The organism is Pseudomonas sp. B3G-3 (genome assembly GCF_028640915.1).
Taxonomy (GTDB): domain Bacteria; phylum Pseudomonadota; class Gammaproteobacteria; order Pseudomonadales; family Pseudomonadaceae; genus Aquipseudomonas; species Aquipseudomonas chlororaphis_I.
Genome location: NZ_JAQZAB010000104.1, coordinates 189,379 through 213,011, shown reverse-complemented (window position 1 = coordinate 213,011; position 23,633 = coordinate 189,379). Strand labels below are relative to the sequence as shown.

General features: G+C 65.0%; 16 protein-coding genes and 1 pseudogene. 10 read left to right on the top strand and 7 right to left on the bottom strand.

Translation table 11 applies throughout. From position 1 onward, the window contains the following. Positions 1 to 1,811, bottom strand: a 1,811-nt coding sequence (locus tag PVZ80_RS15055) for a type VI secretion system Vgr family protein (protein WP_273864130.1), incomplete at its 3' end; no start/stop codon positions are given. A 420-nt stretch (positions 1,812 to 2,231) separates the two neighbouring features. On the opposite strand from PVZ80_RS15055, the gene PVZ80_RS15050 reads away from it, so the two are divergent. The 4 genes from PVZ80_RS15050 to PVZ80_RS15035 all read left to right on the top strand — a co-directional run bounded on the left by PVZ80_RS15050 (position 2,232) and on the right by PVZ80_RS15035 (position 6,120). Beyond that, entirely contained in the window at positions 2,232 to 2,987 is a 756-nt protein-coding gene (locus PVZ80_RS15050) for a PIG-L deacetylase family protein (protein ID WP_009048817.1), read from the top strand. 92 nt (positions 2,988 to 3,079) lie between these two features. Continuing rightward, on the top strand, positions 3,080 to 3,880 hold the full coding sequence (locus tag PVZ80_RS15045; RefSeq protein WP_016704743.1) for an endonuclease/exonuclease/phosphatase family protein: 801 nt from the start codon (positions 3,080 to 3,082) through the stop codon (positions 3,878 to 3,880). Positions 3,881 to 4,001: 121 nt separating this feature from the next. Continuing rightward, a complete protein-coding gene (locus tag PVZ80_RS15040; protein WP_273864129.1) occupies positions 4,002 to 4,700 on the top strand; it encodes an alpha/beta hydrolase in 699 nt (232 codons plus the stop codon). A 370-nt stretch (positions 4,701 to 5,070) separates the two neighbouring features. Continuing rightward, positions 5,071 to 6,120: an autotransporter domain-containing protein gene (locus tag PVZ80_RS15035; RefSeq protein ID WP_273864128.1), complete on the top strand. Its 1,050-nt coding sequence runs from the start codon at positions 5,071 to 5,073 to the stop codon at positions 6,118 to 6,120. Positions 6,121 to 6,359: 239 nt separating this feature from the next. Here the strand turns inward: PVZ80_RS15035 and glgB are convergent, their stop codons facing one another. The 3 genes from glgB to PVZ80_RS15020 form a co-directional block, all read right to left on the bottom strand. Next, positions 6,360 to 8,588, bottom strand: coding sequence for a 1,4-alpha-glucan branching protein GlgB (glgB, locus tag PVZ80_RS15030; protein ID WP_016704741.1), 2,229 nt, complete (start codon positions 8,586 to 8,588; stop codon positions 6,360 to 6,362). 42 nt (positions 8,589 to 8,630) lie between these two features. Then, positions 8,631 to 11,945 carry a maltose alpha-D-glucosyltransferase gene (gene treS / locus PVZ80_RS15025; protein WP_273864127.1) on the bottom strand — a complete coding sequence of 1,105 codons (3,315 nt, stop codon included), beginning with the start codon at positions 11,943 to 11,945 and terminating at the stop codon, positions 8,631 to 8,633. Between the two features lie 163 nt (positions 11,946 to 12,108). Beyond that, the gene (locus PVZ80_RS15020; RefSeq protein ID WP_028682417.1) at positions 12,109 to 14,109 is read right to left on the bottom strand and encodes an alpha-1,4-glucan--maltose-1-phosphate maltosyltransferase; all 2,001 of its coding nucleotides are present in this window, start codon (positions 14,107 to 14,109) and stop codon (positions 12,109 to 12,111) included. Between the two features lie 247 nt (positions 14,110 to 14,356). On the opposite strand from PVZ80_RS15020, the gene PVZ80_RS15015 reads away from it, so the two are divergent. Then, positions 14,357 to 14,554: a hypothetical protein gene (locus PVZ80_RS15015; protein WP_036985574.1), complete on the top strand. Its 198-nt coding sequence runs from the start codon at positions 14,357 to 14,359 to the stop codon at positions 14,552 to 14,554. 89 nt (positions 14,555 to 14,643) lie between these two features. On the opposite strand, the gene PVZ80_RS15010 is transcribed toward PVZ80_RS15015, so the two are convergent. Beyond that, on the bottom strand, positions 14,644 to 15,159 hold the full coding sequence (locus PVZ80_RS15010; RefSeq protein WP_053268946.1) for an MgtC/SapB family protein: 516 nt from the start codon (positions 15,157 to 15,159) through the stop codon (positions 14,644 to 14,646). A 105-nt stretch (positions 15,160 to 15,264) separates the two neighbouring features. Here PVZ80_RS15010 and PVZ80_RS15005 point away from each other — a divergent pair. The 5 genes and pseudogenes from PVZ80_RS15005 to PVZ80_RS14985 form a co-directional block, all read left to right on the top strand. Further along, positions 15,265 to 15,393 (top strand): annotated as a pseudogene (locus tag PVZ80_RS15005) (DUF3203 family protein); the annotation flags it as partial. Positions 15,394 to 15,600: 207 nt separating this feature from the next. Next, positions 15,601 to 17,013 (top strand): cytochrome c oxidase accessory protein CcoG, encoded by a 1,413-nt coding sequence (ccoG, locus tag PVZ80_RS15000; protein ID WP_273864126.1) that lies wholly within the window; start codon positions 15,601 to 15,603, stop codon positions 17,011 to 17,013. 125 nt (positions 17,014 to 17,138) lie between these two features. Further along, the gene (gene mapR, locus PVZ80_RS14995) at positions 17,139 to 18,548 is read left to right on the top strand and encodes a GntR family transcriptional regulator MpaR (RefSeq protein WP_009048808.1); all 1,410 of its coding nucleotides are present in this window, start codon (positions 17,139 to 17,141) and stop codon (positions 18,546 to 18,548) included. Positions 18,549 to 18,618: 70 nt separating this feature from the next. Then, positions 18,619 to 19,650, top strand: a complete 1,032-nt coding sequence (locus PVZ80_RS14990) for a hypothetical protein (RefSeq protein WP_124340093.1) — start codon at positions 18,619 to 18,621, stop codon at positions 19,648 to 19,650. A 14-nt stretch (positions 19,651 to 19,664) separates the two neighbouring features. Next, positions 19,665 to 20,450 carry a PoNe immunity protein domain-containing protein gene (locus PVZ80_RS14985; RefSeq protein ID WP_124340092.1) on the top strand — a complete coding sequence of 262 codons (786 nt, stop codon included), beginning with the start codon at positions 19,665 to 19,667 and terminating at the stop codon, positions 20,448 to 20,450. 38 nt (positions 20,451 to 20,488) lie between these two features. On the opposite strand, the gene PVZ80_RS14980 is transcribed toward PVZ80_RS14985, so the two are convergent. Then, positions 20,489 to 21,235: an SDR family oxidoreductase gene (locus PVZ80_RS14980; protein ID WP_009048807.1), complete on the bottom strand. Its 747-nt coding sequence runs from the start codon at positions 21,233 to 21,235 to the stop codon at positions 20,489 to 20,491. A 271-nt stretch (positions 21,236 to 21,506) separates the two neighbouring features. Next, positions 21,507 to 23,585 (bottom strand): putative bifunctional diguanylate cyclase/phosphodiesterase, encoded by a 2,079-nt coding sequence (locus PVZ80_RS14975; RefSeq protein WP_009048806.1) that lies wholly within the window; start codon positions 23,583 to 23,585, stop codon positions 21,507 to 21,509. Positions 23,586 to 23,633: the final 48 nt, after the last annotated feature.

The window sequence follows — 23,633 nt, the reverse complement described above, 5'->3', positions numbered from 1 at the left end:
CCGGCCTTGGCGGTGAGTTCGGCGCCGGCTTCCAGGACTACGATGTTGCCGGTCTTGTAGTGAATCTCCTGGCCGGCCTCGACGAATTGCGCGGTGCCGATGTTGGCGTGCTGGGTGACGGCCACGGTGAGGTGGTCGTTGGCGCGGATTTCGCTCTTGCGGTCGAGGTGGGTGATGCGGTGTTCTTCGGCCTTGAGTTCGGTCAGGGTGTTGGCTTCGACCGTGTCGTGGCGTTCGTTGCCGACGCGGATCCGCTGGTCGTGCTCGACGTTTTCGTCCCAGTCGCGCTGGGCGTGCAGGTAGATCTGCTCGGCGCCTTTCTTGTCTTCGATGCGCAGTTCGTTATAGCCCTTGCCGCCCGGCGAGCTGAGGGTCTTGAAGGTGCTGCGGGTCTTGTTCGCCGGCAGGTCGTAGGGGACCACGTTTTCCTTGTGGTACAGGCAGCCGGTGACCAGCGGTTGGTCGGGATCGCCTTCGAGGAAGGTCACCAGCACTTCCATGCCGATCCGCGGGATGGCGATGCCGCCGTAGGCCTTGCCGGCCCAGCCGCTGGCGACGCGGACCCAGCAGGAGGTGTTGTCGTCGGCCAGGCCGTCGCGGTCCCAGTGGAACTGCACCTTGATCCGCCCGTACTGGTCGCAATGGATTTCTTCGCCCTTGGGCCCGGTGACCACGGCGGTCTGGCTGCCCAGGGACTTGGGTTTCGGGTGTTCCAGCGGCGGGCGGTAGTGGGCGTCCCAGGGCGTGGCGAGGAAGCGGTTGCGGTAGCCCTGGTGGAAGTCGTCCTTGTGGCTGGTGACGTCGCTGGTGATGTTCTCGCCCAACACCTGCGGCTGCTTGCCTTCGTGGATGACTTCCAGCAGCAGCCACAGGTCGTTCCATTCGCTGCGCGGGTGTTCGGCCAGGGTCAGGAAGTGGCCACTGACCAGGCTCGGCTCGTCGCCTTTGCCTTCGGCCAGCTGGTAGTCGCTGCGGTGGCGTTCCAGGGCGCGGGTCGCCAGTTGCTTGCCGCGGGCCTGCTGGGTGAACAGGCCGGGGTAGTCGTAGTCTTCCAGGTCCGGCATGACCCCGGACTTGGCCGCGCCTTCGGGCAGCAGCCGTGGTTTCTCGAAGTCGTAGTCGCGGCGGCTGACGCGGCTGGTGCGGGTTTCCAGGCGCAGGTTGAAGCGCTTGATCACCGGCTGCTCGGCGGCCATGCCCGAGTCCTGCTGGTAGTTCACCGCCGCCAGCTTGCGGAACACCGTCTGGTCGTCGCCGAACACCAGCTTGTGGCCGCCGGCACTGTGCTGGAAGTGGAAGTGAATGCCTTCTTCTTCGCACAGGCGCTGGATGAAGTGCAGGTCGGATTCGTCGTACTGGGTGCAGTAGACCCGCTCCGGGTAGGTGGCGCCGAGCTGGAAACTGTAGGCGTCGGCCAGGATGCCGCGGGCCTCGAGGACCTGGGCGATGATCTTCGGCACGCTCAGGTGCTGGTAGATCTTCTGGTTGAAGCTGTGGCGCAGGTAGTTGAGCTGCGGGGTCAGGCTGATGCTGTAGCGGGTCAGCTTGCGCCCGGAATCACCCTGGGCGATGCGGTACACCAGGCCATGGATCAGGCCTTTGCCACTGCCTTTGCCTAAGCCGCCAAAGGTCAGGCAGGCCGGCTTGTGCAGCAGCTCCTCGAGCTTGAGGTCGGGACGTGCGCTGACCAGTTCGATATCGAAGCAGAAGGGCTGATTGAGGGCTTCGCGGCCAACGAAACTGAGGACCTGAAGGTCGACCGAGGCGCCTTCGATCGTCAGGGAAATATGGGTAGCGTTAGCATCCAGCATGCCGTGAAATCCATCCGTTGAATAAGCAAGGGCTGAATAGTGGGGGACGCCTCTCCCGAAACTCAATACCGGCCAACTCCAATCACGATAAAGAACAGAAAATCAGACGATTCCTACATCTCCCGAACTTACCTACTTACAAAATCGGGACGGTTATGCCCTACCTTCTACAGTCGCCCACTCTGCACTCTTTGCCTGAACACCCGTGCCAACCGCATATCCCCCCGACTATCTTCAGCCTCTGGAAAAAAAACCGCTGGCCCCTGCGACGGCGGCCAACGGCTGTGTATGATTGATCACTCTTGCAGGACGGCAATCCAAGGTATGGAGCGCCGGCACCCGAACCGACGCCGGGTGCGAACCCAAGCGGCCCGGTTCATCACCGCACGCCGACTGCCCCGGAACAAGGATGTGACACCCATGAGATCCATACCCCTGAGCGACAACTGGCCGGAGCAGGTCTGGAACGGCGCCCGCCAACTGCTCGACGTCCCCCCCATCAACCTTGCCAGCCTGGTGCCGCCCGGCTTTCGCGCGGTGGTCATCGCCCCGCACCCCGGCGACGAAGTGCTGACCTGCGGCGGCCTGCTGCAGGTACTGGCCCACCACGGCCATCCGCTGCAACTGATTTCCGTCACCGACGGCAGCGCCAGCCACCCCGGCTCCGACCTGTGGTCCGAGCGGCGCCTGAGCGTGTTCCGCCCCCAGGAAAGTGTCGAGGCCCTGCGCCGCCTGGGCTTGCCCCTGCACAGCCTGCAGTGGATTCGCGGCGGTTTTGCCGACAGCGGCCTGCAGGAACGCGAGCACCAGTTGAGCCAGTTCATCGGCCGCTACCTGCGCCCCGATGACGTGGTGTTCAGCACCTGGCGCGAAGACGGCAACGACGACCACGACGCCGTCGGCCGGGCCAGCGCCAAGGCCGCGGCCCAGGCCGGCGTGGCGTTCCACGAAGTGCCGGTATGGGCCTGGCACTGGCCGGCGCGCGATGAGCACCTGCTGCCCTGGCACCGCGCCCGCAAGCTGCGCCTCGACACCTGGACCGTGGCCCGCAAGCGTCATGCGGCGCATGCCTATGCCAGCCAGTTGCAGGGCGACCCGGGCATTGGCCTGGCCCCGACGCTGACGCCGGTGGTGCTGGAGCGGCTGCGCCAGTCCTACGAAATCATTTTCATGTAGGGCTGCCCGCTGCAGGCAGACCGGGGAAAAACCTGAACTGACCGGCAAAGTGTCAGTCGCATGAGTAACCGCCCTGATTACGAGGAGTGAGCGTGAGCACCGATTCAACCAGGCGCCCGGTCACGTCGGCAGCGCCAGACGAAACCCCGGCGATCCATCGCCTGCGCATCCTGACCGTCAATACCCACAAGGGCTTCACCGCCCTGAACCGCCGTTTCATTCTCCCGGAGCTGCGTGACGCGGTCCGCAGCACCCAGGCCGACCTGGTGTTTCTCCAGGAAGTGCTGGGCGAGCACGATCGCCACGCCAACCGCTACAGCAACTGGCCCCAGCAGTCGCAATACGAGTTTCTCGCCGACAGCATGTGGAGCGACTTCGCCTATGGGCGCAACGCGGTCTATCCCGACGGCCATCACGGCAACGCCCTGCTGTCGAAATACCCGATCCGCCAGTACCGCAACCTCGATGTCTCGATCACCGGCCCCGAGCGCCGCGGGCTGTTGCATTGCGTGCTGGATGTACCGGGGCACGCCGAAGTGCACGCGATCTGCGTGCACCTGAGCCTGCTGGAAAGTCATCGCCAGCTGCAGCTGGCGCTGTTGTGCCAGTTGCTCGAGTCGCTGCCGGACGATGCGCCGGTGATCATCGCCGGCGACTTCAACGACTGGCAGTTGCATGGCAACGCCACCCTCGCCCGTCGCAACGACCTGCACGAAGCCTTCGAACGCCACCATGGCAGCCCGGCCAAGACCTACCCGGCACGCTGGCCGCTGCTGCGCCTGGACCGCATCTACCTGCGCAATGCCAGCAGCCACGCGCCGAAGATCCTCGGGCACAAGCCCTGGACTCATCTGTCGGATCACCTGCCGCTGGCGGTCGAAGTGCACCTCTGAATATCCGCTCGAACATTCGCCGTGCACGGCCGGCGATTGTCACCAATACTCGACCACTCTCATTCCGACGCTGCCCACAGCGTCGGGGCGCTGTCTGGTGTGTTTACCAAGGAGTCATCCCATGAGTGACAAACCCGTGATTGTGCTGGTCCATGGTTTCTGGGGCGGTGCCGCCCACTGGAACAAGATCATTGTCGAGCTGTTGCAACGGGGCTACACGCGAATTCGCGCGGTGGAGCTGCCGCTGACCTCGCTGGCCGACGACGTCGAGCGCACCCGCAAGCTGGTGGCCCAGCAGCAAGGCCCGGTGCTGCTGGTCGGGCATTCCTATGGCGGCGCGGTGATCACCGAGGCCGGCCTGGCACCGAATGTCGCGGGCCTGGTGTACATCGCCGCCTTCGCCCCCGACGCCGGCGAAAGCCCGGGCAGCATCACCCAGCAGCATCCGCCGGTGGCCGCGGCGAACCTGCAACCCGACAGCGACGGTTACCTCTGGGTCCAGCCGGAGCTGTTCCATGAAAGCTTCTGCCAGGACCTGCCGGAGCAGGACGGGCTGGTCATGGGCCTGACCCAGAAGGCGCCGCTGGCCAGTACCTTCGGCGACCCCATCGGCACCCCCGCCTGGAAGCACAAGCCGTCCTGGTACCAGATTTCCACCGAGGACCGGATGATCGCCCCGCAAAACCAGCAGCGCATGGCCGCACGCCTGGGGGCGAAAAAAATCATCAGCCTGGCCGCCAGTCACGCCTCCCTCGCCTCCCAGGCCAGCGAGGTCGCCGGGCTGATCGACGAAGCGGCCAGCGAGCTGGCCAAGGGCTGACACCGTCCCTGGCGCAGGAAAATGACCGACTCGCGCGCCCAGGGCGAGTCGGTAGCGGGCTACCGAAAATCGCTTTCTCTCGCCTTTCTTGACGTTTTTTCGCGCAAACAAGAACTTAGAGAAACGCTTTTTTTCAGTCGGTTACAACGCCTAAATCTCCTACGCCGCTGGTCGGTCATTTTCTTGACGGCTGCCCTGTCGTCTCCTTAGCTACAGCTTACTACCCCCGGAAATACAACCAGGGGCAAGCCTCGGATACCTGCTCTAGAGCGGGTCGCCGAGCCTTGCCTCAACGAACTCGGTCGCCCCTCATTCGGGGTAGGAGAGACGCCACGGCGAGACACGGCATGCGATTGCAAGGTAGCCCTCCATGAAAACTTCACTCACCCCACAAGAGATCAAGATCATTCTGTGCACAGTTTCCGCTTCGGTATTGCTGTGTTCTTCCATGGAGGTACAAGCATCCCCTGCCGAGGATGAGCTCTGGTATCGCCAGGACCTGCTCCTGAACCGCCTGTTGACACCCGCGACATCCGCGACGCCCATGCCGGCCAGCCAGCCCATGGGCAACAGCCTGGGCATCGTGCAAGGCAGCCCGCAGGTCTGGGACCCATCGTACGGGCCCGCGGCGCGGCAGACCGAAGTCGGCTATCTCGGTTCGCGTTTTGCCAGCAGCATCAACGGTACGCCCGGCGGCTCGGTGCTCTACACCCTGGAAAGCAGCAGCGGGCATACCCAGCGCATCGGCCTGTTGGGCGGCCAGAGCCAGTTCCAGGCCAACAGCCAGGGAATGCCCGGCGGTTTCAGCGACCCGCGTAACGACAGTTTCAGTGTCCAGGGTCAAAGTCTTGGCGCGTTCTGGAGCCTGACCGGCCCGCAGGGCTGGCACGTCGACCTGTCGGCCAGCGGCGCCCGGGTCAGCGGCTTCAGCCGCACCGAGCAAGGCCAGCGGCAAGCCGCCGAAGGCAGCGCGGTGACCCTGTCGGTGCAAGGCGGGATTCCCATCGGTATCAGCGACAACTGGGTGGTCGAACCCCAGGCGCAATTGATCAACCAGCGCGTCAGCCTGGACAACCCGAATGCCGACAGCAGCACCCGCTCCGCCGGCAACCTGAACGCCTGGAGCGGCCGCGTCGGGGCCCATCTGCAAGGTCGTTATGACATCGCCGGGCACTCGCTGGAACCCTATGTGCGCACCAGCTTGTGGCACACGGTGTACAGCGGCGATGTGCTGACCTTGGACAAAGTCGACAAGATCAGCAGCAGCCACAAGTCCTCCACGGTCGAAGTCGGCCTGGGCCTGGTGGCCAGGATTACCCCCGTCGTCAGCCTGTATGTGAGCGCCGACTACAGCAGCGACGTGGACGACAACGACCTCAACGGGCTGATCGGCAGCCTGGGTGTGCGGATGCGCTGGTAAAACCTGCGTAGCCGCTGCCGCAGGTTGCGATCGGCGGCGCAGCCGAGGCAAAGGAGGCGTCGGCAATACGCGTTGTCCGGGTTGCGGGCTCTGCGAGCCCGATCGCAGCCTGCGGCAGCGGCTACAGGGGATTGGGTTCTCAAGGACAAACTGATGATGCCTGAGCGGGCCTTATCGCGAGCAAGCTCGCTCCTACAGNTGTAGGAGCGAGCTTGCTCGCGATCCGCTGCGCGCAGCGGTCAGCCCTCGGGCTGCAGGATCAGCACCGCCAGCGGCGGCAGGTTCAACACCAGCGACAACGCCTGGCCGTGGCTCGGCTCATCCTCGGTGAAGGCCCCGCCACCGTTGCCATAGTTGGAGCCGGCGTAGGTGTCGGAGTCGCTGTTGAGCAACTCGCCCCAGCGCCCGGCGAACGGCACGCCGACCCGGTAGGCCTGGCGCGGCACCGGGGTGAAGTTGGCCACCACCAGCAGCGGCTTGCCCTCTTTGCTCCAGCGCAACCAGGCGTAGACGCTGTTGATCGCGTCGTCGCCGATCAGCCACTGGAAGCCCTGGGGCGCGTCGTCCTGGTCGTGCAGCGCCGGGTGCTCGCGGTACAGCCGGTTGAGGTCGCCCACCAGTTTCTGCACGCCACGGTGCTCGGGGTATTGCAACAGGTACCAGTCCAGTTGCTGATCGTGGTTCCACTCGCGCCACTGGCCGAACTCGCAGCCCATGAACAGCAGCTTCTTGCCCGGGTGGGTCCACATGAAGCTCAGGTAGGCCCGCAGGTTGGCGAACTTCTGCCAGCGATCGCCGGGCATCTTGTCGATCAGCGAGTGTTTGCCGTGCACCACTTCGTCGTGGGAGATCGGCAGGATGAAGCGCTCGGACCAGGCATACACCAGGCCGAAACTCAGCTCGTTGTGGTGATGGGCGCGGTACACCGGGTCCTGCTGGATGTAGTGCAGCGAGTCGTGCATCCAGCCCATGTTCCATTTATAGGCGAAACCCAGGCCGCCCTGCTGGGTGCTCTGGCTGACGCCGGGCCAGGCCGTGGACTCCTCGGCGATCACCAGGGCTCCCGGTGCCTCGAGGGACACCACGTCATTCAGGTGACGGAGGAAATCAATGGCTTCGAGGTTCTCGCGCCCGCCGTGGCGATTGGGCACCCACTCCCCGGCGTTGCGCGAATAGTCGCGGTAGAGCATCGAGGCCACGGCATCCACCCGCAGGCCGTCGACATGGAAATGCTTGAGCCAGTGCAGCGCCGACGCCAGCATGAAACCGTGGACCTCGGTGCGCCCCAGGTTGTAGATCAGGGTGTCCCAGTCCTGGTGGAAACCTTCCAGCGGGTTGCCGTATTCGTACAGTGCGGTGCCGTCGAACTGCGCCAGGCCGTGGGCGTCGGTGGGAAAGTGCGCCGGCACCCAGTCGAGGATCACGCCGATGCCCGCCAGGTGGCAGGCGTTGACGAACGCCGCGAAGTCGTCGGCGCTGCCGTAGCGGGCGCTGGGGGCAAACTGCGACAGCGGCTGGTAACCCCAGGAGCCGCCAAAGGGATGCTCCATGATCGGCATCAGCTCGATATGGGTGAACCCCAGGTTCTGCACGTAAGGGATCAGGCGCTCGGCCAGTTCGTGCCAGTCGTACTGGCGCGCCACCTCGCCCAGATCGTCCACCTCGCATTGCCAGGAGCCGGCATGCAGCTCGTAGATCGACAGGGGTGCGTCCGCGCGCTGGCGCTCGCCCCGGGCCTGCATCCAGTCGAGGTCCTGCCAGTCGATGCTCAGCGGGCTGGCGACTTTCGAGGCGGTGTCCGGCGGCAGCTGGGTGGCCAGCGCCACCGGGTCGGATTTCAGCGGCAGGATGCCGTGGGCGCCGAGGATTTCATATTTGTAGGCTTCGCCCGGCCCCAGGCGCGGCACGAACAGCTCCCAGACCCCGGACGGATGGCGCAGGCGCATCGGGTGCCGCCGCCCGTCCCAGACGTTGAAGTCGCCGACCACCGAGACCCGCCGGGCATTCGGCGCCCAGACCGCGAAACGCACGCCGTCGACGCCATCCACGGTTTTCAGCTGTGCGCCGAGGCAGCTACTGAGGTCGCGGTGGTTGCCCTCGGCGAACAGGTACAGGTCCATCTCCCCCAGCAACGGGCCGAAGCTGTAAGGGTCTTCGCCGATGTGCTCGCCACCGGCCCATTGCGTGCGCAGCAGATAGGGCTGGGCCTGGGCAAAATGCCCGACGAACAGCCCCGGCACCTCGGTGCCCTCCAGGCTGCCCAGCACGGTAGTGCCATCGCGGGCCAGCACCTGCACACTCAGGGCGCCCGGCAGGAAGGCACGAATGAATTGGCCACCGGCGTCGTCGCCATGGGGGCCGAGTACGGCAAAGGGATCCTGGTGCTCGGCGCGCACCAGCGCCTCGACATCCCGGGCGCCGGGCATTGCCTGTTTGACCTCACCCTGTTCCTTGTTCGAGAAACTCATGACTGCTCTCCACCACTTTTTGTATCGGAAAAGGGTTTCACATCACTCAACCTTCATATCACTCAGCAGCGCCTGCAGCCCGCGCAGCGGTACCGCGAGCCAGGCAGGACGGTTTTCCGCTTCATACACCACTTCGTAGGCTGCTTTTTCCAGGCTGAACAAGGCCAGCGCGGCGTCCTCCCCGTTTTTGTCCTGCCAGGCATGAGCAAGACTAGCTGCCGCCAGCCGGTACGCCCGGACAAACGACTCGCGGGCTTCGTGCAGATAACGCTCGGCAACCCGCTGCCGGGCCGCCAGGGTGTGGGCCGAAGCGTCGAGGCTCTGGCCGCTGAGGGCCAGCGCCGCGGCATAGTCGAAGGAGCGCAGCACGCCGCTGACGTCCTTGTACGGGCTGTGCTTGCCCCGGCGCTCGTCCAGCGGCCGCGCCGGTTCGCCCTCGAAATCGATCAGGTAGGCATCGCCCTTGATCACCAGCACCTGGCCCAGGTGCAGGTCGCCGTGGACGCGCATGCGCAGGCCGCCGACCGCCTGTTTCGCCAGGCCCTGGATATGCGCCAGGATCGCCTGCTTGTGTCGGGTCCATGACGCCACGCGCTGTTGATCCTCGGCCGTCAGCTCGGCGTGATGCTGCTGGAGCAAGTGCAAGGCCCGTTCCAGCTGCGCGCCGATCTGCCTGGCCCAGGCCTGGGCATCCTTGTCCGTGCTCGGCTGCGCGCGAAAGTCCGGGTTGGCGGTCGGCGCCGCGAGGACCTGGTGCATTTCCCCCAGGCGCTGGCCGAGCATGCCGGCAAAGTCGCGCAGCTCGCCCAGGGCGTTGTAATGCTGGTCCTGCTCGGACATGGCGTCGGCCAGTTCGTCGCGGATCGCCCGCTCCAGGTTGTTCTGGGTCCACTCCCAGGCGTCGCCCTGATTGCTCAGGTAGCCCTGGGCGATCATCAACAGGCTGTCGCCCTGCCCGTCCCGACGAATCACCGAACCGAGCAAGGGTGAAATGTGCTGGAAGCCGGCGGCGGTCAGGTAGGCGCCCATCTCCAGTTCCGGGTGCACGCCGCTGGCCACCTTGCGGATCAGCTTGAGCACCAGGCTGCCACCGATCACCACCGAGCTGTTGGACTGCTCGGCGGACAGGTAGCGCACCTCGGAGTCCGCGCCCAGGCCGAGCGCGGCCAGCTGCTGCGTGGCCTCGAAGCGGATCTCGCCCTCGCCACAGGGCAGCACGGTGTGCGTCTGGATCGCCTGCAGGACATTGTGGACAAAACTTTCCAGGGCGAAGGCGTCGGTGATCAGCCCCACCTGGCGTCCCCGGCGAACCCGGGCCAGGGCCAGTTGCTGCGGCAGCGCGGCGCCGATCTGCTCTTCGCCGAGCAGGCCGAACGGCAGTTGGTAGCGCCCGCTCTGGCCGCCGCCGCTGACCTCCAGCTCGCTGAGTAACACCGGATGCTGCGGATCGCCGAAGCGCACGCCGTAGGCGATGTGCACCTGCTCGATGGCGCTGTCCTTGCCGGCGAACCAGCGGCGCTTGGGCAGCCAGGTCGGCAGCGAACTCTGCTCCAGAGTGGTGCGCGACGGCGCTTCGAGCAATTCCTCGAGGCGCTTTTTCAGCACCAGGGTGGTGAAGTCCGGCATGCTCTGGGCCGGTTCCACATGCCAGCTCGGCATCTGGTTTTCCGCCGCCAGGACGAACCAGTAGAAACCGTAGGGTGCCAGGGTCAGGAGGAAATTCAGCTGGCCGATCGGTGGGAAGGCGTTCCCGCCGAGCATCTCCACCGGCACCATGCCGGCGAACGCCGACAGGTCCAGCTCCGCCGCCTGGGCGCTGCGCGAGACGTTGGCCACGCAGAGGATGATCTCGTGCTTGCCGTCGGGCCCGGTGTATTCGCGGGTGTAGGCGAGGATCCGGCGGTTGCTCGGCGACAGCATCTTCAGGCTGCCGCGGCCGAAGGCCTTGGACTGTTTGCGGATCGCCAGCATGCGCCGGGTCCAGTTGAGCAGCGAATGCGGGTCGCCGGCCTGGGTCTCGACATTCACCGACTGGTAGCCGTACAGCGGGTCCATGATCGGCGGCAACACCAGGCTCGCCGGGTCGGCCCGGGAGAAGCCGCCGTTGCGGTCGATCGACCATTGCATCGGCGTGCGCACGCCATCGCGGTCGCCCAGGTAGATGTTGTCGCCCATGCCGATCTCGTCGCCGTAATACAGGGTCGGCGTGCCGGGCATCGACAGCAGCAGGCTGTTGAGCAGCTCGACCCGGCGCCGGTCGCGCTCCATCAGCGGCGCCAGGCGCCGGCGAATCCCCAGGTTGATCCGCGCGCGGCGGTCGGCGGCGTAGTAGTTCCACAGGTAGTCGCGCTCGCGGTCGGTGACCATCTCCAGGGTCAGCTCATCGTGGTTGCGCAGGAAAATCGCCCATTGGCAGTTGGCGGGAATCTCCGGGGTCTGGCGCAGGATGTCGGTGATCGGGAAGCGGTCTTCCTGGGCCAGCGCCATGTACATGCGCGGCATCAGCGGGAAGTGGAAAGCCATGTGGCATTCGTCGCCGTCGTTGCCCTTCACATCGCCAAAATACAATTGGGTGTCTTCCGGCCACTGGTTGGCCTCGGCCAGTAGCATGCGGTCCGGGTAGTTGGCATCGATCTCGGCGCGGATCTGCTTGAGCACGTCGTGGGTCTCGGGCAGGTTCTCGTTGTGGGTGCCGTCGCGTTCGATCAGGTAGGGAATCGCGTCCAGGCGCAGGCCGTCGATGCCCATGTCCAGCCAGTAGCGCATCACCGACAGCACCGCCTTCATCACCTGCGGGTTGTCGAAGTTGAGGTCCGGCTGGTGGGAATAGAAGCGGTGCCAGAAGTACTGGCCGGCCACCGGGTCCCAGGTCCAGTTGGATTTTTCGGTGTCGAGAAAGATGATCCGCGTGCCGTCGTACTTCTGATCGTCATCGGACCACACATAGAAATCCCGCGCCTTGGAGCCGGCCTTGGCCTTGCGCGCCCGCTGGAACCAGGGGTGCTGGTCCGAGGTGTGGTTGATGACCAGCTCGGTGATCACCCGCAGCCCGCGCTTGTGGGCCTCGGCGATAAACCGCCGGGCATCGGCCAGGGTCCCGTAGTCGGGGCTGACGCCACGGTATTCGGCGATGTCGTAGCCATCGTCGCGGCGCGGCGAGGGGTAGAACGGCAGCAGCCAGATGGTGTTCACACCCAGGTCGGCAATGTAGTCGAGCTTGGCGATCAACCCGGGAAAGTCGCCGATCCCGTCGTTGTTGGAATCGAAATAGGATTTGACATGAACCTGATAGATCACCGCGTCCTTGTACCAGAGCGGGTCCTTGATGAAGGTGGCTGACCTGGTTTTCTTCGCCATGGGTAACTCCTGAAAAATTCATTGATCCGTGGCTGTGTCACTGCCCTGTAGCCGCTGCCGAGCCCGCGAGGCTGCGATAAGGCCCGCAGGGCCTTCGACGGCCTCAAGAGCGCGTCCCGTTCCGGGCCGATCGCAGCCTGCGGCAGCGGCTACACCGATCGCGTCAAGCAACGCTGATACGCCAGATGCCGAACGGTTGCTGCCAGGGTTCGATCCGCATGAACTGGGTCTTGCCGTACCAGGTCCAGCGATGGCCGTTCATCAGGTCCTCGCCCTGGGTTTGCGCATCGTCGGGCAGGCCCAGCTCCCACAGCGGCAATTCGAAATGCGCCTCCTGGGCGTTGAACGGGTCGAGGCTGACCGCCACCAGGATGAAGTTGCTGAGGTCGGCGGTACGCTTGCCGAAATACAGGATGTTGTCGTTCCAGGCGTTGTAGACCTGCAGGCCCAGGTGGGTATGCAGCGCCGGGTTCTGCCGGCGGATGCGGTTGAGCTGGGCGATCTCGGCAATGATGTTGCCCGGAGCGCTGAAATCCCGGGGGCGGATCTCGTACTTCTCTGAGTCGAGGTATTCCTCGCGCCCCGGAACCGGCGCCGACTCGCACAGCTCGAACCCCGAGTACATGCCCCACAGGCCCGAGCCCATGGTGGCCAGCGCGGCGCGGATGAGAAACCCCGGGCGCCCCGAGTCATGGAGAAAGAACGGGTTGATGTCCGGCGTGTTGACGAAAAAGTTCGGCCGGTAGCACTCGCGCCACGGCGACTGGTTCAGTTCGGTGAAGTAAGTCGCCAGTTCGCTCTTGGTATTGCGCCAGGTGAAATAGGTGTAGCTCTGGGAATAACCGACCTTGCCCAGGCGCGCCATCATCGCCGGCGTGGTGAAGGCCTCGGCGAGGAAGATCACCTCCGGGTACCGCGCCCGCACATCGGCGATCAGCCACTGCCAGAACGGCAGCGGCTTGGTGTGCGGGTTGTCCACGCGAAAGATCTTCACCCCCTCCTCGACCCAGCCGACCACGATGTCACGCAGCTCCAGCCACAGGCTGGGGATGGCCTCGATGGCATAGAAGTCGACGTTGACGATGTCCTGGTATTTCTTCGGCGGGTTCTCGGCATATTTGATGCTGCCGTCCGGGCGCCAGTTGAACCAGCCCGGATGTTGCTTGAGCCAGGGGTGGTCCTGGGAACACTGGATGGCGAAATCCAGGGCGACCTCCAGGCCGTGTTCGGCGGCGGCCGCCACCAGCCGGCGGAAATCCTCGCGGCTGCCGAGCTGCGGGTGGATCGCCTCGTGGCCGCCCTCTTCGCCACCGATCGCATAGGGGCTGCCCGGCTCGTCGGGGCCGGCGGTCAGCGAGTTGTTGCGGCCCTTGCGGAAGCTGCGGCCGATGGGATGGATCGGCGGGAAGTACAGCACGTCGAAACCCATGTCATGGATCATCGCCAGGCGCGAGTGCACATCATTGAACGTGCCGTGTCGGGCCGGATCGTCGGTGATCGAGCGGGGAAACAGCTCGTACCAGCTGGCGAACTGCGCGCGCTCGCGTTCCACGTCCAGCGGGTATTCCGGGCTCAGGCTCAGGTACGGGCGGTAGTCGGCCTCGGCCATCAGTTGTGCACTGCGTTCGTGCAGGAACAGCGCCACCTGCTCGGCTTCGAGCAGCGTCGCCAGTTCATGGTGCAGCGCCAGCAACTGCTCGCGCAGCGGCCCTTCGCTGCGCTCGGCGGCCTGCAACACGTGGCTGCGGCCCTCCTGCAATTCGAGGCTGACGGCGATGCCGGCCTGGTGTTTCTTCTGCAGGTCGTAGCAGAAGCTGGCGAACTGATCGATCCAGGCCTCGATGCAATACAGGTAGCGGCCCTGGCTGGGCACTGTGAACTGGCCTTCCCAGCTATTGTTGCCGAGGTCTTCCATGGTTTCGCTGTGCCAGTGGCTGTCGTTCTCGGCGCACCAGCGGATGCGCACGGCCAGCTTGTCGTGGCCATCGGCGAACACCTTGCTGCTGACCTTCACCACCTGCCCCACCACCGCCTTGACCGCGAACTGGCCACCGTCGATCAGCGGCCGGGTGTTCTCGATGACGATACGTGGCAGCAACAAGGCCTGCGACAGCGGCAGGTTCGGGTTGTATTGCAGTTCAGTCGGTCTTTTCTCGGCAGTCATCGAGCATCACTCCTTACGCCCCATGGACGCTCTGTTGCTGGTCTATTCCGGCGCGGCGCCATCTTTTGAGATCGGCCCTCGGTGTCGGCAACGTCCCGCGCGGATCAGCGAAGCACTTAGGTTCCGAGACACCAGGGCCGGGAAAGTTCACCCGGATTTGCCTCCCTTCGCGCCGGGAATCAAATCACCGGGTCGAGGGTCCACCTTGGGCGACTGTGCAAAACCAAGCACAAAGGAGGCCATGCCGATGAGTATCCCGATCCCTGCGGAAACACCCGATCCGAACATCGATCGCCCGACCTTGCCGCCAATCGTGCCCCCAACAGGGCCGCAACCGGTGCCCGAGGAAGATCCACCGGAAACGACCCCGCCGCCCAAGGAGGAGCCGCCGAGCGATCCGGCGCCGGTCATCGCTTGCGGTCACAGCATTACGCCCAAACCATGACAAGCGTAGACAATCGGTTGCCCGTCGCTGCCGTCGCCAACCCGTCGCGGGCATCCCTTCGTTGCTGGCGGCGAGCGTGTCCACAAGCTTCAGGGCGTTCCTTCGGGCGGTTCATCGTCGCCTTCCAGCTTGCGCACTATCCAGGGCATCACACTGAAGACCGCCAGCGCCAGCAGGGTGCTGAGCACCGCCGTGGCTTCGCGGCCAACGCCCACCGAGACGCCGATCGCCGCGGTCATCCATAGCCCGGCCGCGGTGGTCAGGCCCTTGACGTGCCCTTCCTCGTCCTGCTTGCCCTTGAGAATGGTGCCCGCGCCGAGAAAGCCGATACCGGCGATCACCCCCTGCACCACCCGGCTCATGGCATCGGCCTGGGAGCCGGACATCTGCGGCACCAGCACGAACAGCGCCGCCCCCAATGCCACCAGCATATGGGTGCGCACCCCGGCAGCCTTGCCCTTGTGCTCGCGCTCGAAACCGAGAATGCCGCCCAGCAGCGCGGCGATCAGCAGGCGTACGGTGATCTGGGTGAGTTGCCGGGCATCGCCGATGTCGGCGAACTCGGCTTGCAGGGTGACCCAGGCTTCATTCCACCAGGCGTTCATGCGCAGGTCCTTTTCCGTTCGGCGTCTTGTTGGCGGGCGGGCGACGCCCCTGGCGAGGCGGCCCTCCTTAATGAGAGGACAGCGACGCCAGGCAAAAGGTGCGATCTGCCGGCGGTCGACCTCGAAGGGCTGCGCATCTGCATCACCGAAGCAGAAGCCAACGCATTGACCGTAGCAGGCGCCACCGACGGCCGGCGCCATCTGCGCGCCAGCGACAGTGATTCGGTGATTTGACTGATCTGCATCACAGTATCCGCCACAGGCTTGTGCCAGACACCGCTTGCGCCCGATATCGGGCGCTTTTCCGGGTATGGCAAGTTGTCGCAGGGCGGTCCTTCGCGGCCATCTGATCTGCTTTTTATTGCGATACCTGAGTCTGTTATGCAAACAGATCGCTGGGCATAGTTCATTGGCCTGATGGAGGCTGATGAGCGAACGACCATGAGCGAAAGAATCCCCGTCCGATTAGTAGAAACATTCGAGCCTGCGCGCCCAAAGACGAAGGCCAAATCCAGCGACAACCTGATCCACACCCGCAGCTTCACCGGCTTGTTCCGCACCCTGCGCATGAGCGGCGCGGGGTTCCTGTTCCTGTTGTTCTTCGGCACCGTGTGGCTGAACTGGGGCGGCCGCCAGGCGGTGCTCTGGGACCTGGCGGAAAGCAAGTTCCATATCTTCGGCGCCACCTTCTGGCCGCAGGATTTCATCCTGCTCTCGGCCCTGCTGATCATCTGCGCCTTCGGCCTGTTCGCCATCACCGTGTTCGCCGGCCGCGTCTGGTGTGGCTACACCTGCCCGCAGAGCTCCTGGACCTGGCTGTTCATGTGGTGCGAGAAGATCACCGAGGGTGAACGCAACCAGCGCATAAAGCTGCAAGCCGCGCCCTGGAACCTGAACAAGCTGATCCGCCGTTCGGCCAAGCACACCCTGTGGCTGGCCATCAGCCTGCTCACCGGGCTGACCTTCGTCGGTTACTTCACCCCGATCCGGCCGCTGGCCGAGGAGCTGCTGACCCTGCAGATCGGCGGCGTCAGCCTGTTCTGGGTGCTGTTCTTCACCGGCGCCACCTACCTCAACGCCGGCTGGTTGCGCGAGGCGGTGTGCATGCACATGTGCCCTTATGCGCGGTTCCAGAGCGTGATGTTCGACAAGGACACCCTGACCATCTCCTACGACCCGGCCCGCGGCGAAATCCGTGGCCCGCGCAAGCGTGGCGTGAAACCCACCGATATCGGCCTCGGCGACTGCATCGACTGCCAGCTGTGCGTGCAGGTCTGCCCGACCGGCATCGACATCCGCGACGGCCTGCAGATGGAATGCATCGGTTGCGCCGCCTGCATCGACGCCTGCGACTCGATCATGGACAAGATGGGCTATGCCCGGGGCCTGATCAGCTACACCTCGGAGCACCAGCTGCAAGGTGGCAAGACCCACCTGCTGCGCCCGCGCCTGATCGGCTACAGCGCGGTGCTGCTGGTGATGATCGGCGCCCAGGCCCTGGCGCTGGTGGAGCGGCCGATGGTGTCGCTGGACGTCAGCAAGGACCGGGGCCTGTTCCGCGAAAACAGCCTGGGCCAGATCGAGAACATCTACAGCCTGAAGATCATCAACAAGACCCAGCAACGCCAGGATTACCGCCTGCAACTGGTGGACGGCGACGGCTTCCAGCTGCAGGGCAAGAGTGAAATCAGCCTGGCCGCGGGCGAGATCGTCGACCTGCCGGTGTCGGTGGCGATGATCGCCGACAAGCCGCAGAGCAGTTCCCAGGAGCTGAGTTTCAAGGTGGTCGACGCCGACCAGCCAGAGATCTACAGCGTGGCCAAGAGCCGGTTTGTTGCGCCCTTGAACCGTTGATCCCTTAGACTGGGCGCCGCTTTGCGGCTATCGCGAGCAAGCTCGCTCCTACCCGGGCCCCTGTAGGAGCGAGCTTGCTCGCGATAAATCCCTCAGCCACCGCAGCCCCCAACCCGAGCCGCCCCATGAAACGCTACGAAAAATTCGCCGACGACATCGCAGAACTGATCCGCTCCGGGGTGCTCGGCCCCGGCCAGCGCGTACCTTCGGTACGTTATGCCAGCCAGACCTATGGGGTCAGCCCGTCCACGGTGTTCCAGGCCTATTACCTGCTGGAACGCCGCGGCCTGATCCGCGCCCGGCCGCGCTCCGGCTACTTCGTCAACACCCATGCGCCCAGCCCGTTCTCGGAGCCGGTGATCAGCAGCCAGGTCAACGAGTCCACCGAAGTCGATGTCAGCGAACTGGTGTTCTCGGTGCTGGACTCGATCAAGGACCCGACCACCGTGCCGTTCGGCTCGGCCTTTCCCAGCCCGACCCTGTTCCCGCTGCAACGCCTGTCGCGCTCCCTGGCCAGCGCCAGCCGCGAGATGGACCCGCGCGTGGTGGTCACCGACATGTCGCCGGGCAACCCGCAGCTGCGCCGGCAGATCGCCCTGCGCTACATGGTCGGCGGGCTGATGCTGCCCATGGAAGAACTGCTGATCACCAACGGCGCCCTGGAAGCCCTGAACCTGTGCCTGCAGGCAGTGACCGAACCCGGCGACCTGGTGGCCATCGAAGCCCCGGCCTTCTACGCCAGCCTGCAAGTGCTGGAGCGCCTGAAACTCAAGGCGGTGGAAATCCCCGTGCACCCGCGGGACGGCATCGATCTCGGGGTGCTGGCGCAGACCCTGGAACGGCATCCGATCAAGGCCTGCTGGTGCATGACCAGCTTCCAGAACCCCATGGGAGCGACCATGCCCGAGGCGAAGAAACAGGAGCTGGTGGAGTTGCTGCGCAGCCATCAGGTGCCGCTGATCGAGGACGACGTCTACGCCGAGCTGTATTACGGCCAGCAGGCGCCGAAACCGGCCAAGGCCTTCGACACCGAGGGCCTGGTGATGCATTGCGGCTCGTTCGCCAAGAGCCTGGCCCCGGGTTATCGCATCGGCTGGGTCGCCGCCGGGCGTTACGCGCAGAAGATCGAACGGCTGAAGCTGATGACCTCGCTGTGCGCCTCGATGCCGGCCCAGGCGGCCATCGCCGACTACCTGCAACACGGCGGCTACGACCGCCACCTGCGCAAGCTGCGCTACGCCCTGGAAGAACAGCAGAGCGCCATGCTCGCCGCCATCGCCCGCTATTTCCCGGCGCAGACCCGGGTCAGCCAGCCGGCCGGCGGCTACTTCCTGTGGCTGGAACTGCCAGCGCAGATGGATTCGTTGAAGCTGTTCCAGATGGCCCTGGCCCAGGGCATCAGCATCGCCCCGGGACCGATCTTCTCGCCGACCCAGCGCTTTCGAAACTGCATCCGCCTCAACTACGGCAGCCCGTGGAACGAAGCGGCAGAAAAGGCCATGGAAACCCTGGGCAGGATCGTGCGGTCGTTCTAGTCCGAGGCCTTGCCACCCCGCCACAACTCATTCAGCATCCGCGCTCCAATTTCCAGGGAAGGAGCGCGACATGGTCGAAGACCTGTATTACGACGACTATCCAGAGGCCAAGGCCGAGCTGACCAAGGCCATCCAGCGCGGACGCCTGCCACTGCTGGCCCAGGAGCTCAACGCCTACGACTGCATACAGGCGATCTTCGAGCTGGACGCGGTGAACAACCCCAAGGACGAGGAAAATGCCTTCTTCGACCTGGCCCTGGCCCTGATCGGCTGGGTCCCCGGCCCCGGTCAGGAGCTGAAGATCATCCTGCGCCTGATCAACCGCGCGCCCGAGCGTCACGCCGAACGCCTGTTCGACCTGATCCGCCACACCCTGCAGGTCTGCCGCCTCAAGACCAGCCCCGAGCAGTTGCTGGAAAAATGCCTGGACCCACGGCACCTGAGCGAGGAAATGCCCGAGATCGTCAGCGCCGTGCGCAGCGCCTCCACCTTCAATGGCCTGACACCCCAGCAACAACGGCTGGTGATCCACAACCTCGATGAAGCCCGGGAACACAGCGAATTCCTCATGGAGTCGGTCCGCAACCGCATTGCCCCGTGGATCGCAATGCAACGCAACAACTCGGCGGCCGCCCACAGCTGCGGCCCGGCCTTGCTGGCCAAGCCGCAGTCTTCCCTTGAGCCGGGCAAGACACCCACCCGCGACGCCGCCCGTATCACCCAGGCGATCAACCAAGGCCTTGAGCCGCTCACCGGCGAAGGCCACTGGCTGGAGCTGAACCTGCATTACCCCAACCTGGAACCGGTGTCCGGCGCCGCCTACCGGGTTATTTTCAGTGACGGCTCGCAAGCCGAAGGCAGCCTGGACGAAGAAGGCTTCGCCCGCCTGGAGGGCATTCCTCCCGGCCCGGCCAAGGTGTACTACGGCGAAGACCCGCGGCCCTACCAGCGTCTGCCAATCCGCGCCCTGGCCAATGACCCGCAGCAACTGGCAGAGGAACTGGCGGAGCTGGAGCTGGAACCGGCCGATGTGGACCTGCCAACCCTGCTGCTGGAAGCCTCCCAGCGCAAGGCGCCCTTCACCCTGATTCCCGTTTACTGAGCCCAGCCCCCGACATGAACCGCAGACAAGTGTTTCTCAGCCACAAGCAGTATCACCAGCAGCTCGAAAGCCTGGAGGGTGTCGAAGCCCACTGGCAGACCCACTCCATGATGGCCGACTGCGCCAGACAGGAAGCCTCCCTCAAGGCCTGGGAAGTCCAGCAGGCACGGCTGCACCGCCTGATTCTGGGCTACACCGGCGGCGAGACCATAGAACAACTGGCCCGGGAACTGGACGGGGTGATCGAGGCATACGAGGACTATCAGCGCAAACTGGCGCTCTATGAGGACTCACCGGACATCGCGCCCCTGGCCATCGACGACTACCCGCACGACTTCGAGGAGTACGTGCAGGTCATCAGCCTGTGCATCCTGCTACAGCGCAGCGACCTGCTGCCGCGCCTGGCGTCGCTGCAGGACCGCGCCGGCTATCACGGCGACGACACCCTGGTCGAGGACCTGCTCAAGGCCTACCTGCCCGACCGCGAGGATGTGGATCAGTGGAACCATGAGGTCTACACGCCCCTGGTCAAGGCTATCTATGTCGAGGACCCGAGCGAGGCCCGTGAGTTGCTGGTGGAATATTGCAACCAGTGGTATCCGGCCTTCGAGCACGCCTCCTGGCACGACAGCCACCTGGACGACGAGGACGGCGGTTACTTTGGTTACTGGGCGTTCGAAGCCGCGGCCATCGCCTACCTGTACAGCCTTGACGACAGCGCGGTGCGGCACATGATCTTCCCTCGGGACATGCTTGAGTACGCCCGCCGCTTCACCCCGCCGCCCATTCCAGGCCGCTAAGAACGGGCGCCTGCAAGGTCGGGTCTATCGCGTGAGGATCAGCGGCCGCCGCCGAGGTCGATAAAGGTCCCGGTGGAATAGGAGGCCTTGTCCGACAGCAGCCAGATGATTGCCTCCGCCACTTCGTCCGGGCGCCCGCCGCGGCCCATGGGAATGGCGGACTCCAGTTTGCTGACGCGGTCGGCATCGCCGCTCAGGGCGTGGAAGTCGGTGTAGATATAGCCCGGGCGCACCCCGTTGACGCGGATGCCTTCGCCGGCGACTTCCTTGGACAGGCCGATGGTGAAGGTGTCCAGCGCCCCCTTGGAGGCCGCGTAGTCGATGTACTCGCCGGGCGAGCCCAGGCGGGCGGCGACCGAGGACACGTTGACGATGCTGCCGCCCTGCCCGCCATGCCTTGGCGACATGCGCAGCACCGCGTGCTTGGCGCAGAGGATCGGCCCGAGCACGTTGGTTTTCATGGTCTTCAGAATGCGGAATTCGGACATTTCGTCGAGCCGCGACTTCTGCCCGACGGTCCCGGCGTTGTTCACCAGCGCGGTGACCCGCCCCAGTTCTGCATCGACCCGGTGGTACAGGCCAATCACTTCGTCCTCGATGCTGACATCGGCCCGCACGGCAATCGCCTGGGCACCCAGGCCGCGCACCTGCTCCAGCACCTGGAAGGCCGCCTGTTCGTCGGCCTGGTAGTTGATGCAGATGCGATAGCCCTGTTGCGCGGCCAGCAGCGCGGTGGCCGCGCCAATACCGCGACCGCCACCGGTGATGAGGATGACTTTGTCCATGCTGCCAACTCCCTCGCTGATCTTTGAACGCCAGCAATTAAACACCCTGGGGCCAGCGTTGCAAACCTTCTCGGGGCCGTCATCCGTCCCGTGGCTGATCACCGGTCGGCGTGTCTATCCAGGCAGATCGCAGGCTTGGAGTTACGCTCGCTACGCGACCGATCGCAGCCTCGCGGGCTCGGCAGCGGCTACAGGAGTCGGCTACAACGCGATCGATGTAGCCGCTGCCGCAGGCTGCGAACCTGAGAAGCAGGCAGGCTTGCGAGGCCGCTCAGAGGGCCAGCTGTTCGGCCTGATGGATGTTCTGCATGAAGCGCGCGGCCGGCAGCGGATGGCCGAGGAAATAACCTTGCAGCGAATCGCAGCCCAGCTGGGTCAGGAAGCTTTGCTGCACATCGGTTTCCACGCCTTCGGCGACGATGCGCAGGCCCAGGGCCTGGCCCAGGGCGACGATAGCCGAGACGATTGCCGCGTCGTCGCTGTCGTGTTCCAGGTCGCGGACAAAACCGCGGTCGATCTTCAATTCATTGGCCGGCAGGCGCTTGAGGTACATCAGGCTCGAATAACCGGTGCCGAAGTCGTCGATCGACAGGTCGACGCCCATGTCCGCCAGTTGCTTGAGCACGGTCATGCTGGCATCGGCATCGCTCATGGCCGTGGTCTCGGTGATCTCCAGGGTCAGGCTGTTGGCCGGCAGGTGGTGGCGGCTCAACGCCCTGGCCACGCTGTCGACCAGCCCGGCATGGCAGAACTGCAGCGCCGAGATGTTCACCGCGATCCGCCAGCCTTCGTAGCCTTCGCTGTACCACTCGCGCATCTGCCGGCAGGCCTCGTTGAGCACCCACTCGCCGATGGGGATGATCAGCCCGGTCTTTTCCGCCAGGTCGATGAACTTGTCCGGCAGCAGCAGGCCCAGTTGCGGGTGTTCCCAGCGCAGCAAGGCTTCGGCGCCCACCGGCAAGCCGTTGGCGGCGTCGAACTTGGGCTGGTAATACAGCCTGAACTCGCCGTGCTCGACGGCATGGCGCAGGTCCTGCAACAGTTGCAGTTGCCGGCGCGCGTCGCTGTTCATCGAGGCGTCGAAGAAACTGTAGCCGTTCTTGCCGGTGCCCTTGGCGTGGTACATCGCCGCATCGGCATTCATCAGCAGTTCCTGGGGCGTCAGGCCGTTGCCCGGGTACACCGCGATGCCGACGCTGGCGGAGATCTGCAACTCATGCTCGGCCACCCGGAACACCTGGCCGATCAGCCCCACCTGGCGCGCGGCCAGGCGCAAGGCGTCGTCCGCCTCGTTCAGTTGCACCAGCAGCACGAACTCGTCGCCGCCGATCCGCGCCAGGGTGTCCTGGCTGCGCAGGTCTTCGCGCAGGCGCACCGCCACCTCGCGCAGCAACTGGTCGCCCATGTGATGGCCAAAGGCATCGTTGACCGGCTTGAAGCCGTCCAGGTCGATGAACATCAGGGCAAAACAGCCGCCCTGCTCCGTCACCCGCTGCATCGCCTGGTCGATCCGGTCGGCCAGCAGCGTGCGGTTCGGCAGGCCGGTCAGGGTGTCGTGCAGCGCCAGTTGGGTCAGCTCGCGGTTGGCCACGGTCAGCGATTCGGCCAGTACCGCGGTGCGCGCTTCCAGGCGCGCGTCGAGGACCGAGGTCAGCAAGGCAATGACCAGCACCGCCAGGGTGGTGATCAGCACCAGGTTGTCCAGGCCCTTGCCGCTCAGGCCGTCCACCGCCGCGCCACAGAAACTGCCATCGGCGAAACGCGCCGCGGCCATGCCGGTGTAGTGCATGCCGACAATGGCGATGCCCATCACCACCGCGGCCCCACAGCGGGCCAGGCGTACATAAGGGGTATTGCGGCGCAGGCGAAAGGCGATCCACAGCGCCGCGGCCGAGGCGCCGACGGCAATCAGCAGCGAGGCGCCGAACAGGCTCGGGTCGTAGTCGATACCCGGCTGCATGCGCATCGCCGCCATGCCGGTGTAATGCATGGCGCTGATCCCGGCGCCCATGACCAGCGCGCCGAAGGCCAGCTGCCACAGCGGCAGGCTCTGCTGGCTCACCAGCCACAGGGCGAAACCGCAGGACAGCACGGAAATCAGCAGCGACAGCGCGGTGATGCCGGTGTCGTAGCCCAGATCGATGGGCAGGCTGAAGGCGAGCATGCCGATAAAGTGCATCGACCACACCCCGATGCCCATGGCCAGGGCGCCGCCGGCCATCCACAGCAACGCCGCTCGACCACGCGTGGTGGCGATGCGACCGGTCAGGTCGAGCGCGGTGTAAGAGGCGAGAATCGCCACAAACAGGGAAATCAGAACCAGGGCGGGAGAGTAGGTACCGGTGAGCATGAACGTCTCGTGGCGTGAGCCGGAAGCTTCCATGCCCGGCGGTAAAAA

Coding starts and splice junctions, on each gene's coding strand:
- ccoG (WP_273864126.1), top strand. CDS start 15,601: ATGAGCGAAAGAATCCCCGTCCGATTAGTAGAAACATTCGAGCCTGCG.
- treS (WP_273864127.1), bottom strand. CDS start 11,945: ATGGCGAAGAAAACCAGGTCAGCCACCTTCATCAAGGACCCGCTCTGG.
- PVZ80_RS15010 (WP_053268946.1), bottom strand. CDS start 15,159: ATGAACGCCTGGTGGAATGAAGCCTGGGTCACCCTGCAAGCCGAGTTC.
- mapR (WP_009048808.1), top strand. CDS start 17,139: ATGAAACGCTACGAAAAATTCGCCGACGACATCGCAGAACTGATCCGC.
- PVZ80_RS15035 (WP_273864128.1), top strand. CDS start 5,071: ATGAAAACTTCACTCACCCCACAAGAGATCAAGATCATTCTGTGCACA.
- PVZ80_RS14990 (WP_124340093.1), top strand. CDS start 18,619: ATGGTCGAAGACCTGTATTACGACGACTATCCAGAGGCCAAGGCCGAG.
- glgB (WP_016704741.1), bottom strand. CDS start 8,588: ATGAGTTTCTCGAACAAGGAACAGGGTGAGGTCAAACAGGCAATGCCC.
- PVZ80_RS14980 (WP_009048807.1), bottom strand. CDS start 21,235: ATGGACAAAGTCATCCTCATCACCGGTGGCGGTCGCGGTATTGGCGCG.
- PVZ80_RS15015 (WP_036985574.1), top strand. CDS start 14,357: ATGAGTATCCCGATCCCTGCGGAAACACCCGATCCGAACATCGATCGC.
- PVZ80_RS15040 (WP_273864129.1), top strand. CDS start 4,002: ATGAGTGACAAACCCGTGATTGTGCTGGTCCATGGTTTCTGGGGCGGT.
- PVZ80_RS15020 (WP_028682417.1), bottom strand. CDS start 14,109: ATGACTGCCGAGAAAAGACCGACTGAACTGCAATACAACCCGAACCTG.
- PVZ80_RS15050 (WP_009048817.1), top strand. CDS start 2,232: ATGAGATCCATACCCCTGAGCGACAACTGGCCGGAGCAGGTCTGGAAC.
- PVZ80_RS14985 (WP_124340092.1), top strand. CDS start 19,665: ATGAACCGCAGACAAGTGTTTCTCAGCCACAAGCAGTATCACCAGCAG.
- PVZ80_RS14975 (WP_009048806.1), bottom strand. CDS start 23,585: ATGCTCACCGGTACCTACTCTCCCGCCCTGGTTCTGATTTCCCTGTTT.